At 66.1% G+C, this 14,283-nt stretch carries 19 protein-coding genes and 1 pseudogene; 6 read left to right on the forward strand and 14 right to left on the reverse strand.

Annotated features, from left to right (window positions below):
• The first annotated feature begins 97 nt into the window (after positions 1-97).
• From AAG821_RS17750 to AAG821_RS17760, 3 genes are all read left to right on the forward strand, one after another.
• Positions 98-334: a YMGG-like glycine zipper-containing protein gene (locus AAG821_RS17750; RefSeq protein ID WP_341915078.1), complete on the forward strand. Its 237-nt coding sequence runs from the start codon at positions 98-100 to the stop codon at positions 332-334.
• 39 nt (positions 335-373) lie between these two features.
• The gene (locus AAG821_RS17755; RefSeq protein WP_341915080.1) at positions 374-961 is read left to right on the forward strand and encodes a hypothetical protein; all 588 of its coding nucleotides are present in this window, start codon (positions 374-376) and stop codon (positions 959-961) included.
• A gap of 138 nt (positions 962-1,099) precedes the next feature.
• Entirely contained in the window at positions 1,100-1,279 is a 180-nt protein-coding gene (locus AAG821_RS17760) for a hypothetical protein (RefSeq protein WP_341915083.1), read from the forward strand.
• Positions 1,280-1,349: 70 nt separating this feature from the next.
• Here AAG821_RS17760 and phnE read toward each other — a convergent pair whose 3' ends face one another.
• From phnE to phnC, 3 genes are read right to left on the reverse strand one after another with little or no spacing between them, the layout of a single operon-like run.
• Positions 1,350-2,162 carry a phosphonate ABC transporter, permease protein PhnE gene (gene phnE / locus AAG821_RS17765; RefSeq protein ID WP_341915084.1) on the reverse strand — a complete coding sequence of 271 codons (813 nt, stop codon included), beginning with the start codon at positions 2,160-2,162 and terminating at the stop codon, positions 1,350-1,352.
• Positions 2,163-2,218: 56 nt separating this feature from the next.
• Positions 2,219-3,220: a phosphonate ABC transporter substrate-binding protein gene (phnD, locus tag AAG821_RS17770; protein WP_341915086.1), complete on the reverse strand. Its 1,002-nt coding sequence runs from the start codon at positions 3,218-3,220 to the stop codon at positions 2,219-2,221.
• A 40-nt stretch (positions 3,221-3,260) separates the two neighbouring features.
• Complete coding sequence (gene phnC / locus AAG821_RS17775; protein ID WP_341915088.1) at positions 3,261-4,154, reverse strand: phosphonate ABC transporter ATP-binding protein; 894 nt, start codon at positions 4,152-4,154, stop codon at positions 3,261-3,263.
• 153 nt (positions 4,155-4,307) lie between these two features.
• On the opposite strand from phnC, the gene AAG821_RS17780 reads away from it, so the two are divergent.
• The gene (locus tag AAG821_RS17780) at positions 4,308-5,000 is read left to right on the forward strand and encodes a DUF1045 domain-containing protein (protein WP_341915090.1); all 693 of its coding nucleotides are present in this window, start codon (positions 4,308-4,310) and stop codon (positions 4,998-5,000) included.
• On the opposite strand, the gene AAG821_RS17785 is transcribed toward AAG821_RS17780, so the two are convergent.
• From AAG821_RS17785 to phnG, 10 genes are read right to left on the reverse strand one after another with little or no spacing between them, the layout of a single operon-like run.
• Positions 4,997-5,629, reverse strand: coding sequence for a LysE family transporter (locus AAG821_RS17785; RefSeq protein ID WP_341915091.1), 633 nt, complete (start codon positions 5,627-5,629; stop codon positions 4,997-4,999). The genes AAG821_RS17780 and AAG821_RS17785 overlap by 4 nt on opposite strands.
• A gap of 36 nt (positions 5,630-5,665) precedes the next feature.
• The gene (phnN, locus tag AAG821_RS17790) at positions 5,666-6,223 is read right to left on the reverse strand and encodes a phosphonate metabolism protein/1,5-bisphosphokinase (PRPP-forming) PhnN (RefSeq protein WP_341915093.1); all 558 of its coding nucleotides are present in this window, start codon (positions 6,221-6,223) and stop codon (positions 5,666-5,668) included.
• Between the two features lie 4 nt (positions 6,224-6,227).
• Complete coding sequence (locus tag AAG821_RS17795) at positions 6,228-6,779, reverse strand: phosphonate degradation HD-domain oxygenase (RefSeq protein ID WP_341915094.1); 552 nt, start codon at positions 6,777-6,779, stop codon at positions 6,228-6,230.
• A 10-nt stretch (positions 6,780-6,789) separates the two neighbouring features.
• Positions 6,790-7,938 (reverse strand): alpha-D-ribose 1-methylphosphonate 5-triphosphate diphosphatase, encoded by a 1,149-nt coding sequence (locus AAG821_RS17800; protein WP_341916367.1) that lies wholly within the window; start codon positions 7,936-7,938, stop codon positions 6,790-6,792.
• On the reverse strand, positions 7,935-8,630 hold the full coding sequence (gene phnL, locus AAG821_RS17805; RefSeq protein WP_341915939.1) for a phosphonate C-P lyase system protein PhnL: 696 nt from the start codon (positions 8,628-8,630) through the stop codon (positions 7,935-7,937). The genes AAG821_RS17800 and phnL overlap by 4 nt, the downstream gene beginning before the upstream one ends.
• A 7-nt stretch (positions 8,631-8,637) precedes the next feature.
• Positions 8,638-9,423 carry a phosphonate C-P lyase system protein PhnK gene (gene phnK / locus AAG821_RS17810; RefSeq protein WP_341915941.1) on the reverse strand — a complete coding sequence of 262 codons (786 nt, stop codon included), beginning with the start codon at positions 9,421-9,423 and terminating at the stop codon, positions 8,638-8,640.
• Complete coding sequence (locus tag AAG821_RS17815) at positions 9,420-10,331, reverse strand: alpha-D-ribose 1-methylphosphonate 5-phosphate C-P-lyase PhnJ (protein ID WP_341915942.1); 912 nt, start codon at positions 10,329-10,331, stop codon at positions 9,420-9,422. The genes phnK and AAG821_RS17815 overlap by 4 nt, the downstream gene beginning before the upstream one ends.
• A complete protein-coding gene (locus AAG821_RS17820; RefSeq protein ID WP_341915944.1) occupies positions 10,328-11,434 on the reverse strand; it encodes a carbon-phosphorus lyase complex subunit PhnI in 1,107 nt (368 codons plus the stop codon). Before AAG821_RS17820 ends, AAG821_RS17815 begins: the two co-directional genes overlap by 4 nt.
• Before the next feature lies 1 nt (position 11,435).
• Positions 11,436-12,044 (reverse strand): phosphonate C-P lyase system protein PhnH, encoded by a 609-nt coding sequence (phnH, locus tag AAG821_RS17825; RefSeq protein ID WP_341915945.1) that lies wholly within the window; start codon positions 12,042-12,044, stop codon positions 11,436-11,438.
• Positions 12,045-12,046: 2 nt separating this feature from the next.
• On the reverse strand, positions 12,047-12,538 hold the full coding sequence (gene phnG / locus AAG821_RS17830; RefSeq protein ID WP_341915947.1) for a phosphonate C-P lyase system protein PhnG: 492 nt from the start codon (positions 12,536-12,538) through the stop codon (positions 12,047-12,049).
• A 114-nt stretch (positions 12,539-12,652) separates the two neighbouring features.
• On the opposite strand from phnG, the gene phnF reads away from it, so the two are divergent.
• On the forward strand, positions 12,653-13,420 hold the full coding sequence (gene phnF / locus AAG821_RS17835) for a phosphonate metabolism transcriptional regulator PhnF (protein ID WP_341915948.1): 768 nt from the start codon (positions 12,653-12,655) through the stop codon (positions 13,418-13,420).
• A gap of 1 nt (position 13,421) precedes the next feature.
• On the opposite strand, the gene AAG821_RS17840 is transcribed toward phnF, so the two are convergent.
• Entirely contained in the window at positions 13,422-13,973 is a 552-nt protein-coding gene (locus AAG821_RS17840; RefSeq protein WP_341915949.1) for a histidine phosphatase family protein, read from the reverse strand.
• A 70-nt stretch (positions 13,974-14,043) separates the two neighbouring features.
• On the opposite strand from AAG821_RS17840, the pseudogene AAG821_RS17845 reads away from it, so the two are divergent.
• A pseudogene (locus AAG821_RS17845) lies at positions 14,044-14,283 on the forward strand (hypothetical protein); the annotation flags it as partial.

Here is a 14,283-nt window from a genome sequence, read left to right on the forward strand (position 1 = left end):
TCTTGCCGGCGAAGCAAGGTCTCCCGCCTCCCCAGACCAATCGCCGGATAACCCGGCAAGCGGGAAACCACTTGCAAAGCTAGAGACGGAGGATTCGATGAAAACGTCGACGATCGTCGCCCTGGCACTCACGGGTTTCGTTGCAATGGGCTGCAGCAACATGAACAACACGCAGCAGCGCGCTGTGTCCGGTGGCGCCATTGGTGCCGCGGCTGGTGCGGGTATCGGTTTATTGACCGGCCATACGGTCGCAGGCGCACTGATCGGTGCTGCCGCGGGTACGGCCGGTGGTCTGATCGTTGACTCGAACGAGAAGAGCAACGGTCGCAAGTAGATTTGAGTTGATGAGTTGAGTTTAGCGGAGCGGCGCGTCATGCCTGCCTCAACCCCGTGGTGGAGCACCCCCTCCACTGCCGCGCCGCGGCCCGGTCGCCGACCCACCCTCGGCCTGGCCGCTGCCATCGTCGCCTCGGTTTTATCCGGGGCGACGATGGCTGATCCGCTAAAGACCTCGACGCCGGCGCAACCCATGACCGGTGCGCAGGCTGTCAGCAGCCGGAACACGGCCACCCCCTATGCCATGTATGGCGGACCCTATGGGATTGATCGCGGCACTTGTGATCGCGGCAGACTCGCGCGCGATGCCGGTCGCGACAGTGCAAGCCTGGGCCGCAACCTGCTGACCGGCACCCAGATCGGCCGCAGCATGGACCAGATCGACCAGGCCTGCGTGGCCCGCATCCTGGAATTCGCGCCGGACCGCGCGGCAATACGCTGGTACGGCGCCGCCAAAGCCGAATATGGCGGCCCGGCCTATGCCATCACGCCGCTGCGCACCTTTGAGCACGACGGCAAGTTCTGCCGCGAATACCAAGCTCTTGCCACAATTGCCGGCCAGGATGACCGGAGCTACGGCATGGCCTGCCGGATGAATGACGGGGTCTGGCAGACCGCAGGCTGATATGGCGTTGGCCGCCGGCATGATGCCGGACCGGTGTGATCGCGGACACAGATTGGTCCTTGGCCCGCAGGATTTGACCCTGTTAGTCGTGACCCCAGATGACTTTCCCTCGCCCGAAGAAAGACGGAGGCGACCACTATGCTGACCAATACCCTGCTGCTGTACATGACCCAGGAAGCCCTCGCCAAGGCCCGCGCGCGCCTGACCGCGCGCAAGGATGACGCGCCCGCGAGCCGCGAGCCGCAGATGCAGGCCACCCATCCTGCCACCTGGCAGCGCCATGAAGCCGCCAAGACGCGGCCGGCGCTGCGCCACTGATCCGGCCTTACGTCCAGTTCATGAAAAAGCCCGCCGGATGGCGGGCTTTTTTTTGCCGATGAGCAGCGACCTAGATCAGCACTTTACGAATGCGGGCAGAGAGCAGGTCAACCGCACTGACCAGCAACACGATCATGATCATCACCGCGCAGGTCTGGTCGAAACGGAAACCGCGGATCACCTCCCACAGCACCACACCGATGCCGCCGGCGCCGACCATACCGACCACCGAGGCGGAACGGACATTCGCCTCGAAACGGTAGAGTGAATAAGAGACCCAGAGCGGCATCACCTGCGGGATCACGCCATAGACGATCTCTTCCAGTGCATTGGCGCCGGTGGCGCGGATGCCTTCCACCGGCTGCGGATCGATCGCCTCGACCGCTTCGGAAAACAGCTTGGCCAGCGTGCCGGTGGTGTGCAGCCACAGGGCCAGCGCACCGGCGAACGGCCCGAGGCCGACCGCGACCACGAACAGCATGGCAAAGACCATTTCGTTGATCGAGCGCAACGCATCCAGCACGCGCCGCACCGGCTGGTAAACCCAGACCGGTGCAATATTGGAAGCCGCCAGCAGGCTGAGCGGCACTGCGCAGATCACCGCCAGTACGGTACCCCAGATGGCGATATGCAGCGTGACGATCAGCTCGTCCAGATAATACCGCCATTCATGGAAATCCGGCGGGAAGAAGTCGCCGAGAAAGGTTGCCATGTTGCCGGCATCGGTCACCAGCTTCAGCGGCGCGATCTCCGCGCCGCGATACGACCACACCAGCATCGCCAGGATCACGCCATACACCAGCAGGCGGCCCAGCGATGTCTTCGCCCCGGTCTTGGGCGGATGGATGGGGTATTCGCGGACGACAGCAGTGGTGGCAGACATGGCGATATCCTCAGGAATACGGGAGCGGGGCGGCCGTGAAGACCGCCCCGTGGATTTTACGACCCGATCTGCTTGTTCAGCTCGGCCAGCTTGGCGTCGATCTCGGCGATCTTCTTCGCCTTGTCGTCGGCTGCCATGTTGGCATCGCCTTCCAGCTTCAGCTTGTCACGGAACAGGGCGAGCTGGCGGATCGGCAGCAGCTGCTTGTTGCTCGACTCCTTGAACGGCGCCCATTGCAGGTCCTTCAGAACCTTCTGCTCACCGGCCAGCTGCTCGGCGCTCTTACCCGACTGCTGGGTGCCGTAGCTGAGGAAAAAGGTCTTGATCTTTTTCTTGTCGGCATCGGACAGATCCTTGCGCCAGACGATCGGGTCGGACGGGATCAGCGGCGACTTCCACAGCACGCGGATCTGCGCGGCCTTGTCGGGTGCGGTTTTCTGCAGGCGATCCATGTTCTCGGTGTTGCCGGTGGCGACATCGACCTGCTTGTTGGCAACCGCCAGGGAATTCGTCTCATGACCGCCGCTGGTCATACGGGTGAAATGCTTGCGCGGATCGATATTGTTCTGGCCCCAGGCGTAGTAGCTCGGCACCAGGAAACCCGAGGTCGAATTCGGATCGCCGTTGCCGAAGCTGTACTTGCCCGGGGTCTTGAGCAGGTCTTCAAACGACTTGATCGGGCTGTCCTTATGCACCAGCAGCAGCGACCAGTAGCCCGGCGCGCCATCGGATGCGACCGTCTGCACAAAGACCTCGCCTTCGGCGCGATCGACCGCCTGCATGGCGGAGGCATTGCCATACCAGGCGATCTGCACCTTGTTGAAACGCATGCCTTCGATGATGCCGGCGTAATCAGGAGCGAAGAAGCCATTCACCTTCATGCCGAGCTGCTTTTCCATATCGGCCAGGAAAGGCTGCCAGATGGTTTTCAGGTTTGAACTCGACTCGGTCGAGATGATGCCAAAATTCAGTTCTTTCAGGCTCTGGGCCTGTGCGGCAGAGGCGCCGGCCAGTGCCGCGACGGCGACGGCAGAAGCGAGGAAGGTGCGACGAAGCATGGTCAATCTCCCGATTGGTTTGCAAAAAACGCGTGAAAGTTCAGGCCAGCAGGCTCTGCAGGCGCGGCACCACGCGTGTGGCGCCTTCGATGAGCGGCTGGTTGTCATCGGCCGGTTCCGGCAGGGCGGCTTCGGGCAGGTTGCCTTCCCCCAGTGTGCCGAAATCGAGATCGGTCTGTTCGCCGTAGATGCCGCGCAGCAGGGCTGCGGTGACTGCGGCGGCCGGGCCGTCATACATCACCTTGCCATCGCGCAGGGCGACGACGCGGCGGCAGTATTTCAGGGCGAAATCGACCTGATGCAGCGAGACGACGACGGTGACGTTATCGGCGCGGTTGATATCGGCCAGCGCGGCCATCACGCGGCGCGAGGATTCCGGATCGAGCGAGGCGATCGGCTCGTCGGCCAGGATCACCTTGGCCTGCTGCACCAGGGCGCGCGCGATGGCGGCGCGCTGCTGCTGGCCGCCCGAAAGCGTGGACGCACGCTGGAAAGCGCAGGATGCAATGCCGACACGGTCGAGTGCCGCCACGGCAATGCGCCGCTGGTCGTCGGTGAACAGCTTCAGCATGGTGCGCCACAGCGGCATACGGCCCAGATTGCCGGCCAGCACATTGGTCAGCACCGACATGCGGCCGACCAGGTTGAACTGCTGGAAGATGAAACCGATGCCGGCGCGGGTCTGGCGAATGCCCTTGCCGATGCGGCCGGCGGCCTGCACCATGCGGCCATCGACGGCGATCTGGGACTTGTCGTCACGGTCGCCCGGCATCAGGCCGGCGATATGGCGCAGCAGGGTGGACTTGCCCGAGCCCGATGCCCCGATCAGGGCGACGATCTCACCCGGCTGGATGGTGAGGCTGACGTTATCGAGCGCGCGCTTGCCCGTCTTGAAAGTTTTCGATAGATGGGCGATCTCGATGGCGGCGCGCATGCGATTCCCCTCTGTTTCCGCGATACGGAAGGGCCTATAGCAACGCCAGATGACAGTTCGATTGCGGTTCCGCGACGGCGGGGTGAAATCCCCGGCGCGTTAACCGGATATCAGGTTACCCACAGGACCACTCGCAGATTCATCTAGGACAGCATGGCGCCCCGCTTCGCTCTCTATACCGCCCCGCCGGCAGACCACCCGCTGCACCGCTTTGCCGCCCAGTGGCTCGGCTGGGACCCCGAGACCGGCGAAACCCCGCCACCGCAGCCCGCCGCCGGCCTGCCGGCCGCGCGCATTGCCGCGCTGACCGCCGACCCGCGGCAATACGGTTTCCACGGCACGCTGAAACCGCCGTTCTATCTGGCCGAAGGTTGCGACGAGGCCCAGCTGATCATGGCGCTGGAGCGCTTTGCTGAAAGCCGCAAGCCGCTGCACGTACCGCTGAAGATGGCCGCCCTTGGCAGCTTCCTGGCCCTGCGCCCCGCCGCGCCGATGCCGGCGCTGGACCAGCTCGCCGCCGATTGCGTCCGCGACTTCGACCGCTTCCGTGCACCGCCATCAGAGCAGGAGCTGGCACGCCGTCGTGCCGCCGGCCTGAGCGAACGGCAGGAGCAGTATCTGCGCGACTGGGGCTATCCCTATGTGCTGGAGGAATTCCGCCTGCATTTCACGCTGACCGGCCGCATCGCGGATGAAGCCGAGCGCGCCGCCGTATTGGCGTATCTGACCGAGCAGACGGCAGCCCTCACCCGCCGGGATGTGGAGCTGGATGACCTCTGCCTCTTCGTGCAGGGCGAGCCCGGCGCACCGTTCCGCATCGCCGGGCGCTACGCCTTCGGCGGCTAGCTGCGCGCACTCTCGACAATCAGGCGAATGCCGAGCGCGGCCATCACGCCGCCGGCCAGCCGGTCGATCCAGCTTTTGGCGCCGAGATATACCCGGCGCGGCCCGCCGGCTGAAAAGGCTGTCGCCACCAGGGCATACCAGCCGAACTCGACAACGAAGATTGCCGCCGGCAGCGTGAGCGCCAGCCAGAGCGGCGGCTGCTGCGGCAGCAGGGCCGCGAAAATGCCGGCATAGACCACGGCGGTTTTCGGATTGCTCAGCTGGGTGAACAGCCCGACCAGCACGGCGCGGCCGAAACCGGCCGTGCCAGTCGCAGCGGATGTATCGAGGGTGAGCGGTTCACTGGCACCGCGCCACAGGCGCCAGGCCAGATAGAGCAGATACAGACCGCCAATGATCTTGAGGCCGAGATAGAGCCAGGCCACCTGGGCCAGCAGCGCGATCAGGCCGAGCAACGCCAGGCTGGCAAAGGTGAGCCCGCCGAGTCCCATGCCGAGTGCGGTACCCAGGCCGGCACGGCGCGAGCCGGCGATGGCAGTGCGCGCCACCAGCACGAAGCTGGGTCCGGGGCTGATCGCGCCGAGCGCGATGGCGACGATGATGCTGAGCAGCGGCAGAAGGGTATCCATGGCGGGCTCCAGAGGCAGGCGCCGCAGTATGACCGATCAGCCGCGCTTTTCCAGCAGGCCGACAAAAGCGGCGATGCCATCGGCCAGCGGGCCGTCGTTGTTCAGCTGCACCACATCCGGCCCTTCGAGCCGGTAAGCCGCCGCACGCTGCAGCCGCTCCTCGATCTCGGCCGGCGTCTCTCGGCCACGCGCCTGCAGACGTTTGCGCAGCACATCCGGCGAGGCATTGATCGCCAGCACCAGCAGGCCCGGATATTTCAGCCGCGCCGCATCGATCACCGCGCGCGATACATTCACCACCACCTGGCGGCCGGCGGCCAGATCGGCATCGATGGTGGCCGGGATGCCGTAATGCAGGCCATGGGCCGGCCAGTGCAGGGCGAAATCGCCCCGCGCCGCCATGGCGGCAAAATCAGCCTCGGAGACCGCGATATAGTCCTCGCCGCCGAGGCCGGGCGCCCGCGTCACCATCCGGCGCGGAAAGACGATATCGGCGCGGTCGCGCAGGGCGGCATGCGCGCCATCCAGCAGGCTGTCCTTGCCGACGCCACTCGGCCCCGTCACCAGGACAAGTCGGCCAGGCGCCACAGTCATCGGATCAGGCGGCGCCCTTCAGCGCGGCGGCCACAATCGGACGGTAGTGGGCCAGATCGGGCGTTTTCAGATTGGGTGTCTTCGCCGCATCGTCCCAGCGCCGCAGCAATACCGCATCCTGTGCGAAAGGCTGGGCGATGAACCCGGCGGCCTCGGCGTCACTATAGATGCCGCCCTGTACCTCGAGGCTGGTTTTCGAGGCCTGCGACAGCCCGGCCCAGTAATGCGGCTCGGCCTGGCAGAGATAGCGCTTGGCATCGACATGCAGGCGCACCGGCGCCACCACGGCAAGCGGGAAATAGCGCTCCAGCCCGTCGGCGGCCAGATGCTCATGGCCGGCATCGATGCCGCGCTCGGCGGCACCCTCATCGCCATCGCCCACCAGGTGGCCGATGTCATGCAGCAGCGATGCCGTGATCAGTTCCGGCGTCGAACCCATGCGCTCGGCATGCATGGCACATTGCAGGGCATGTTCCAGCTGGCTGACCGCCTCCATGCCGTAACGGTCGGCACCGGCCTTTTCCAGCAACACGATGATCTGGTCGACGATCTGCATGGCGCGCAGCCTACATCACCCGCCGGCCGCCGCGCCATACGGCGCGCACCACCGGGGTATTGTCGATCATGGCAACGCGCAGCAGATCGGCACGCTTGCCGGTCTCGATGGCACCACGGTCGGTCAGGCCCACCGCATCGGCCGGATTGGCCGAAACCATGGCGATCGCCTGTGGCAGGCTGATCTGCGGCACCTGCTCGGGCACCAGGAAGGCCGACTGCAGCATGCTGCTCGGCACATAGTCCGACGAGATGATATCCAGCTCGCCGGCCTCGGCCAGCGACCGCGCCGAGATGTTGCCCGAATGCGAACCGCCCCGCACCACGTTGGGGCCGCCCATCATCACCTTCATGCCATGCTGGCGCGACAGTTTGGCTGCCTCATGGGTGGTCGGGAATTCCGCCACCACCATGCCATCGGCCGCCGCCTCGGCAACATGCGCGGCGGTGGCATCGTCATGGCTGGCCAGCGGCAGCCCCTTGGCCCGGCACAGCTCAACCACCGCACGGCGGTTACGCTCGCCGTTGGCGGCGGCATTGGTGATCTGCTCATGCATGAACTTGTCCATGGCCTCGTCGGAGAGGCCGAACTTGCCCTGGTAATACTGGCGGTATTTCTCGGGCTTCACGAACTGGCGCTGGCCCGGCGTGTGATCCATGATCGAGACCAACTTGAGCCAGCTCAGATTCGACATCGGCTCGACCAGACCCATCAGATCCTTGAACGACACTTCGCAGCGCAGGTGCAGCAGATGCTCGGCGCGCAGCATGCCGTCTTTCTGCGCGCCCTCGATGGCGGCAATCATTTCGCGCAGGATTTCCATGCGCACGGCGCCGTCGCGCACATCGCCCACCGCCACGGCATCCATCACCGTGGTGATGCCGGCCGCCGCCACCTGGGCATCATGGTTGATCACCGCCAGCTTGGCCGGCCAGCGCACACCCGGACGCGGGGCAAAATGCTTTTCCAGATTGTCGGTATGCAGTTCCACCAGGCCGGGCAGCAGATAATCCCCGTTGAAATCCTCGATGCCACCGACAGCCGAGGGACCGGTGGAAATATCGGCGATCACGCCATCGCGTGCCAGCAGGCTGCCGGCGGCGATTTCATCCTTGCGCCCGACGATACGGGCATTGGTGACAACAAGATCGGCAGTCATGCCGCAACTCCATGGCTTGGCAAAGGCAACAGGCGGGTGGTGATGGCGGCGCGGGTATCCGCATCATGCACGATGGCAACAATCGCTGTCCCGCGCTGCCGTGCATCATCTATGAGGTTTATGACAATTTTGCGGTTCGCTTCGTCCAGCGAGGCGGTCGGCTCGTCCAGCAGCAGAATCGGGTAATCGGCGCAGAAGCCGCGCGCGATATTGATGCGCTGCTGCTCACCACCCGAGAAGGTCGCCGGCGGCAGGTCCCACATCTTCTCGGCGATCTGCAGCCGGGTCAGCAGCTCGGCCGCCCGGGCGCGTGAAGCCTGCAGCCCGGCGCCGCGTGCCAACAGCGGCTCGGCCACGATATCCAGCGTCGGCACGCGCGGGATCACGCGCAGGAACTGCGTGACATAGCCCAGGGTACGCTTGCGGATCTCCAGCACCACGCGCGGCTGGGCATGCACGATATCCACCATCTCGCCGTCATGGCAGATCAGGATGCGGCCCGCCTGCGGGCGATAATTGCCGTAGATCGAACGCAGCAGGGTGGATTTGCCGGCGCCCGAAGGGCCGTGCAGGGTGACGCATTCGCCGGCATCGACACTGAAGCCGGTGTTGCGCAGCACCGGCAGGGCGATGCCGCCGCGCAGATGCAGGGTGAAGGTCTTGTCGAGATTTTCGACGCGGATCATATCCATGACAGCCTCACACGCTCAGCACGGAAGACACCAGCAGCTGGGTATAGGCATGCTGCGGGTCGTCCAGCAACTGGTCGGTCAGGCCGGCCTCCACCACCTGGCCGCGCCGCATCACCATCAGGCGATGCGCCAGCAGGCGGGCGACGCCCAGGTCATGCGTCACCACGATACAGGCGACGTTATGCTCCTGCACCAGCCGGCGGATCAGGTCGAGCAGGCGCGCCTGCACCGACACATCCAGGCCACCGGTCGGCTCGTCCATCAGCACGATGCGCGGCCGGGTCACCAGGTTGCGGGCGATCTGCAGGCGCTGCTGCATGCCGCCCGAAAACGTCCGCGGCAGGTCGTCGATGCGTTCGGGTGCGATCTCGACGGCCTGCAGCCAGTCCAGCGCGGTGTCGCGCAGCGTGCCGTAATGCTTGTCGCCCAGCGCCATCAGCCGCTCGCCGATATTGGCGCCGGCCGAGAAGGTCATGCGCAGGCCGTCGCGGGCATGCTGCTGCACAAAGCCCCATTCGGTGCGCATCAGGTGGCGGCGCTGCGCCTCCGATGCACTGGCCAGGTCGATGATGTCATTGCTGCCGGTACGATAGAGCACCTTGCCGCTATCGACCGCGAGGCGCCCGGCAATGGCATTCAGCAGTGTCGACTTGCCCGAGCCGGACTCGCCGACGATACCGAGCACCTCGCCCGGCCACAGCTCGAACGATACATCGCGACAGGCCATCTGGCGCCCGAAGCTCTTGTTCAGCGCCTCAACGCTGAGCAGCGGTGTCTGGTCGAGATTGGTCATTCCGCTGCCTCATCCTTGTAGGGCGCACTCATGCGGCCGGTATGGCCAGCCGCGCGACGCTCGCCGCAATAGTCGGTATCGGAGCAGACGAACATGCGCCCGCCCTTGTCGTCGAGAATCACTTCATCCAGGAAGCTGTCATGGGCGCCGCACAGCGCACAGTCTTCCGGCCAGCGTTCGATCTCGAAGGGGTGATCGTCGAAATCGAGCGGCTTGACCTCGGTATAGGGCGGCACGGCATAGATGCGCTTCTCGCGGCCGGCGCCGAACAATTGCAGGGCGGCATTCATATGCAGCTTCGGCGTATCGAATTTCGGGATCGGCGAGCAGCGCATCAGGTAGCGGCCGTTCACCAGCACCGGATAGTCGTAGGCCGTGGAGATATGGCCATGCTGGGCGATATCCTCATACAGCTTCACATGCATGACGCCATATTCGCTCAAGGCATGCATCTTGCGGGTCTCGGTCTCGCGCGGTTCCAGCCAGCGCAACGGCTCCGGGATCGGCACCTGGTAGACGAGGATCTGGCCTTCCGACAGCGGCGTTTCCGGCACCCGGTGGCGCGTCTGGATCAGCGTTGCCTCGCGCGTCTTCTCGGTGGTGGCCACATTGGTCATGCGCACGAAGAAGCGCCGGATCGACACGGCGTTCGTCGTGTCGTCGGCGCCCTGATCGATCACCTTCAGCACGTCCTTGCTGCCGATCACGGCGGCCGTCACCTGCATGCCGCCGGTGCCCCAGCCATAGGGCAGCGGCATTTCGCGGCTGCCGAACGGCACCTGATAGCCCGGGATCGCCACGGCTTTCAGGATCGCGCGGCGCAGCATGCGCTTGGTCTGCTCGTCCAGGAAACCGAAGTTGTAGCCGGCCAGCGTTGCGCTCGCCTGATAGCTCTGCTGGGCAGTCATTGTGCGGCCTCCGCCAGTTCGGCCTGTTGCTCGTTGGCTGCCGCGATCTCGGCGCGCATGGTGCGCACCAGGGTCAGCTCGGCCTGGAAATCGACATGATGCGGCAGCTTCAGATGCTGCACGAAGCCCGAGGCCTCGACGTTATCGGCGTGGTAGAGCACGAATTCGGCATCCTGCGCCGGCGCGGTGATATCCTCGCCCAGTTCCTCGGCGCGCAGCGCGCGATCGACCAGCGACATCGCCATCGCCTTGCGCTCGGAATAGCCGAAGGCCAGGCCATAGCCGCGGGTGAATTTCGGTGCTTCGGTTTTCGAGCCCTTGAACTGGTTGATCATCTGGCATTCGGTGACGGTGATATCGCCGATATCGACGGCAAAGCCCAACTCGGGGATATCGATCTCGACGCCCACTTCGCCGGAACGGATCTCGCCCACGAAGGGATGCGACTTGGCATAGCCGCGCTGGGTGGAGTAGCCCAGCGCCAGCAGATAGCCCTCGTCGGCACGCGCCAGGGTCTGCAGCCGCACATCGCGGCCGGCGGGGAACATCAGCGGCTCGCGCGTCAGATCGCCGACCGGCGCGGCCTCGCCATCGGGCAGCTCGCGTTCGATCAGCCCCTCGGCATTCAGCAGGTCGACCACCTGCGGCAGATGCGCGGCCAGCGCGCCCCGCCCTTCGGCCGGCGGCACGGCGCCGCCGGCTTCCAGCGCGAAATCGAGCAGGCGATGCGTGTAGTCAAAGGTCGGCCCGAGCAGCTGCCCGCCCGGCAGATCCTTGAAGCAGGATGAGATGCGGCGCGACACCTGCATGCTGTCGGTAGCGATCGGCTTTGAGACGGCCAGGCGCGGCAAGGTGGTGCGATAGGCGCGCAGCAGGAAGATCGCCTCCACCTGGTCACCGCGCGCCTGTTTCAGCGCCAGCGCGGCGAGGTCGGGATCGTAGACCGAGCCTTCGGTCATCACCCGGTCGACACTGAAGCTGAGCTGTTCGCGGATCTGCGCCACGCTCAGTTCCGGCACACCCGGATCGCCGCGGCGATCCTCGGCCAGCAGCTGATGCGCATTGCCGATGGCGGCCTCGCCGCCTTTGACTGCCACATACATGTCAGGCTCCTTCGAAGGCGATAACGGTGCTGCGCGGCAGCGCCAGCAGGTCGCGGCCGTAGCCGAGATAGAGATCGAGGCCGCGCGGGAATTCGATCTGCAGGGCCGCGCGCTGGCGCCAGATCGCGTCGGCCAGGCCGCAGAGCGACATCGACACGCCCTCCTTGATGCCTGGCCCGCGCCAGGTCATCGCCGCCGCACCGGTCAGTACCGGCACCTGGATCAGCAGCGTGGCGCCGCGTTCGGGCGCCTCATCACTGCCGAGCGAGAACACATCCAGCGCCGGCATCTGCGCGCCATCGAGCAAGGCGAAAGCCGCATCTGCCGGTGTCGTCGCCAGCGGCGCGCCGCTATGGAAGCGCAACCAGGTTTTCACCGCATCGGTATCGAAGCCGGCACCGAGCCAGACCGGCGTGTCGAGATCGGCCAGCGTGAGCAAGGCTGCCGCCAACGCCGGCGCGAGGCCATCGGGATGGCCCGCCTCGGTCTCCAGCGTCACCACGCGGCCGGGCCGCGCCATGGCATCGAGAAGCGCACGGAAGGCCTGCTGGCTCTGCTGCACCGGATCGTCGAAGCCGGCGGCCGGCGCCATCTGTGTCATCGTCATCATGCTCAATCCTCCCCGCGCACCAGGGTGAAGAAATCGACCTTGGTGGCGGCCACCTTGGCGGCCCGCTGCTGGCGTTTCGCCGCCAGATCCTGCTCCACCGGGCCAATCAGCAGCTGTTCGATCCGCGCGGCGCCGGCGGCGTCCTGGCTCAGCGCATCGAACACCGCCACCAGTTCGGCGCGACGCTGGTCGCGGCCCTGCACATAGCCCACGCCCATCACGCTGCTGCCCTCCAGTGCGATCACGCAGCGCGACAGCGTCATCTCACCCAGGTTGAACCGCTGCCCGGCGCCGCCGGCGCGCGCGCGGACCATGGCGAGGCCGGTTTCGGGCTGCTTCAGCCGGCGCCAGGCCGGCTGTTCCGGCAGCGCAGCAAAAGCGGCCTCCAGGGTGTCGCGGTCGGTGCGCGCCAGCAGGCGCAGGCGGCGCTGCCGGGCCTGGACGGCCGGATCGGTCATGGCAGGGGCGACGGAAGCTTCGGGCTGGGCGCTCATACAGACCTCTTGCGCAATGGTCTAAATTTGTCTAGACATCTACACATTCAATACCCCGCCGGCCCGGCTTGAGCAAGCCACGCTTTGGCGAATCTTTTATGACGGAGCGCTGAAATGGCGGCAGCACAGGCGGCAAATCGCGGGATCGAGCGCGGCCCGATTGAGCGGGGCGCCGGCATGGCGGTGTGGCGGCAGATCGCCTCTGCGATGGAGCAGGCGATCCGCCGCGGCGATTACAAGCCGGGCATCCAGTTGCCGACCGAGAAGCAGCTGGCCGACAGTTTCGGGGTCAACCGCCATACCGTGCGCCAGGCGATGAACCGGCTGGCCGAGACCGGCCTGGTCAGCATCGAGCAGGGCCGCGGCATGTTCGTCGCCGAGGGGTCGCTGGATTACCGCATCGGCGCACGCACGCGCTTCACCGAAAACCTGCTGACCCGGCAGAAAAAGCCGATGCGCGAGCTGATCTCGGCCGAGCAGATCCCGGCCCCGGCGGAGATCGCCCGCGCGCTTGGCATCCCGACCGGCGCACCGTTATGGCAGATCGAAACCCGCAACCATGCCGATGACCGCGCGGTGAGCATGAGCAGCCACTGCTTCAGCGTCGAGCGTTTCCCCGACATGCCCGAGCTGTTCCGCCGCGCCGGCTCGATCACCGGCGCCCTCAAGCTGGCCGGGGTGTCCGATTACACGCGGCGCACCACGCGGATCGCGGCCAAGCTGATCGCCGCCGGCGATGCGCGCCTGCTGGACCTGCCGCGCACCCGCCCGGTGCTGATCAGCGAGACCGTGAATGTCGACGAGCGCGGCCGGCCGGTGGAATTCGTGCGCGCACGCTTTGCCGCCGACCATGTGACGCTCAGCATCGAGCATCTGGAATAAGTCAGTCGCTCTTGATCCGGCCCAGCACGCGGTAGCCCTGCCGCGCCACCACGATCACCTCGCCGCTGCCCGGATAGATGCCGGTGAGCCCGGTGATGTTGACCTGATGCGTCACCAGCACGGCGGGCTGGCCGGCCGGCAGGCCGTCGATCAGGGCGCGCAGGGCCGCGGTCTGTGTGCTGGCGCTTTGCGGCGAGCCGAAAAAGGAATTTAGCACCGGCGCATCCTGTACCGGGCCGAGGCCAAGGGCGGCGGCGGTGTCGCGGCAGCGGCACCACTGGCTGCTGCGGGTCTCGGCATTGGCGATGCCGTTGGCGCGGAACAGCGCGCCCAGCCGCGCGGCCTGGGCGCGGCCGGCGGGCGACAGGTTGCGCTGGGTGGCGCAGGCCTCCAGGCGGAAGCCAGGCGGATCGCCGGTGCCCGGCGCCTCGGCATGGCGCAGCAGCGCCACCGCCTCGCCGCTGCGCAGAGCCTGCCACAGGGCCGGTTCCGCCATCGCCGGGCCACCGACACAGCACAGCCACAAACCGATGGCAATCTGGAAGAGTCGCATTACGCCCTCGCCGCATCTGGGGTTGGCTCTAGATGATAGGGCGCAGGCGATACCGGACGAGGGACTGGGCATGGATTTGCCGGTTGCCGAAACATTGAAGCAAATTCTGAACGGCGCCTGCACGGCGCCGTCCGCGGGCACCGCGCGGCTGGACCGGCTGTTCCAGTCGCTGCAGCAGGACACGCCCGCGCGGCCGGCCCATGAGATCGAGGATGAAATCTGGGCGATCTGGACCAGCCATGCCGATCCCGCGCTGGAAGCGCGTCTGCAGCGCGCGATTTCAGGCATTGCACGCCGGCGCTTCACCGAG

The organism is Ferrovibrio terrae (assembly GCF_943372915.1).
GTDB lineage: Bacteria > Pseudomonadota > Alphaproteobacteria > Ferrovibrionales > Ferrovibrionaceae > Ferrovibrio > Ferrovibrio terrae_A.

Bases quoted from the DNA above. Each gene is read 5' to 3' on its own strand.
- phnE (WP_341915084.1), bottom strand. From the start codon at position 2,162: ATGTCTGCCACCACTGCTGTCGTCCGCGAATACCCCATCCATCCGCCC.
- AAG821_RS17785 (WP_341915091.1), bottom strand. From the start codon at position 5,629: ATGGATACCCTTCTGCCGCTGCTCAGCATCATCGTCGCCATCGCGCTC.
- phnF (WP_341915948.1), top strand. From the start codon at position 12,653: ATGGCGGCAGCACAGGCGGCAAATCGCGGGATCGAGCGCGGCCCGATT.
- AAG821_RS17755 (WP_341915080.1), top strand. From the start codon at position 374: ATGCCTGCCTCAACCCCGTGGTGGAGCACCCCCTCCACTGCCGCGCCG.
- phnK (WP_341915941.1), bottom strand. From the start codon at position 9,423: ATGACCAATCTCGACCAGACACCGCTGCTCAGCGTTGAGGCGCTGAAC.
- AAG821_RS17795 (WP_341915094.1), bottom strand. From the start codon at position 6,779: ATGCAGATCGTCGACCAGATCATCGTGTTGCTGGAAAAGGCCGGTGCC.
- AAG821_RS17820 (WP_341915944.1), bottom strand. From the start codon at position 11,434: ATGTATGTGGCAGTCAAAGGCGGCGAGGCCGCCATCGGCAATGCGCAT.
- phnH (WP_341915945.1), bottom strand. From the start codon at position 12,044: ATGATGACGATGACACAGATGGCGCCGGCCGCCGGCTTCGACGATCCG.
- phnL (WP_341915939.1), bottom strand. From the start codon at position 8,630: ATGGATATGATCCGCGTCGAAAATCTCGACAAGACCTTCACCCTGCAT.
- AAG821_RS17750 (WP_341915078.1), top strand. From the start codon at position 98: ATGAAAACGTCGACGATCGTCGCCCTGGCACTCACGGGTTTCGTTGCA.
- AAG821_RS17815 (WP_341915942.1), bottom strand. From the start codon at position 10,331: ATGACTGCCCAGCAGAGCTATCAGGCGAGCGCAACGCTGGCCGGCTAC.
- AAG821_RS17840 (WP_341915949.1), bottom strand. From the start codon at position 13,973: ATGCGACTCTTCCAGATTGCCATCGGTTTGTGGCTGTGCTGTGTCGGT.
- phnD (WP_341915086.1), bottom strand. From the start codon at position 3,220: ATGCTTCGTCGCACCTTCCTCGCTTCTGCCGTCGCCGTCGCGGCACTG.
- AAG821_RS17800 (WP_341916367.1), bottom strand. From the start codon at position 7,938: ATGACTGCCGATCTTGTTGTCACCAATGCCCGTATCGTCGGGCGCAAG.
- AAG821_RS17760 (WP_341915083.1), top strand. From the start codon at position 1,100: ATGCTGACCAATACCCTGCTGCTGTACATGACCCAGGAAGCCCTCGCC.
- phnG (WP_341915947.1), bottom strand. From the start codon at position 12,538: ATGAGCGCCCAGCCCGAAGCTTCCGTCGCCCCTGCCATGACCGATCCG.
- AAG821_RS17780 (WP_341915090.1), top strand. From the start codon at position 4,308: ATGGCGCCCCGCTTCGCTCTCTATACCGCCCCGCCGGCAGACCACCCG.
- phnC (WP_341915088.1), bottom strand. From the start codon at position 4,154: ATGCGCGCCGCCATCGAGATCGCCCATCTATCGAAAACTTTCAAGACG.
- phnN (WP_341915093.1), bottom strand. From the start codon at position 6,223: ATGACTGTGGCGCCTGGCCGACTTGTCCTGGTGACGGGGCCGAGTGGC.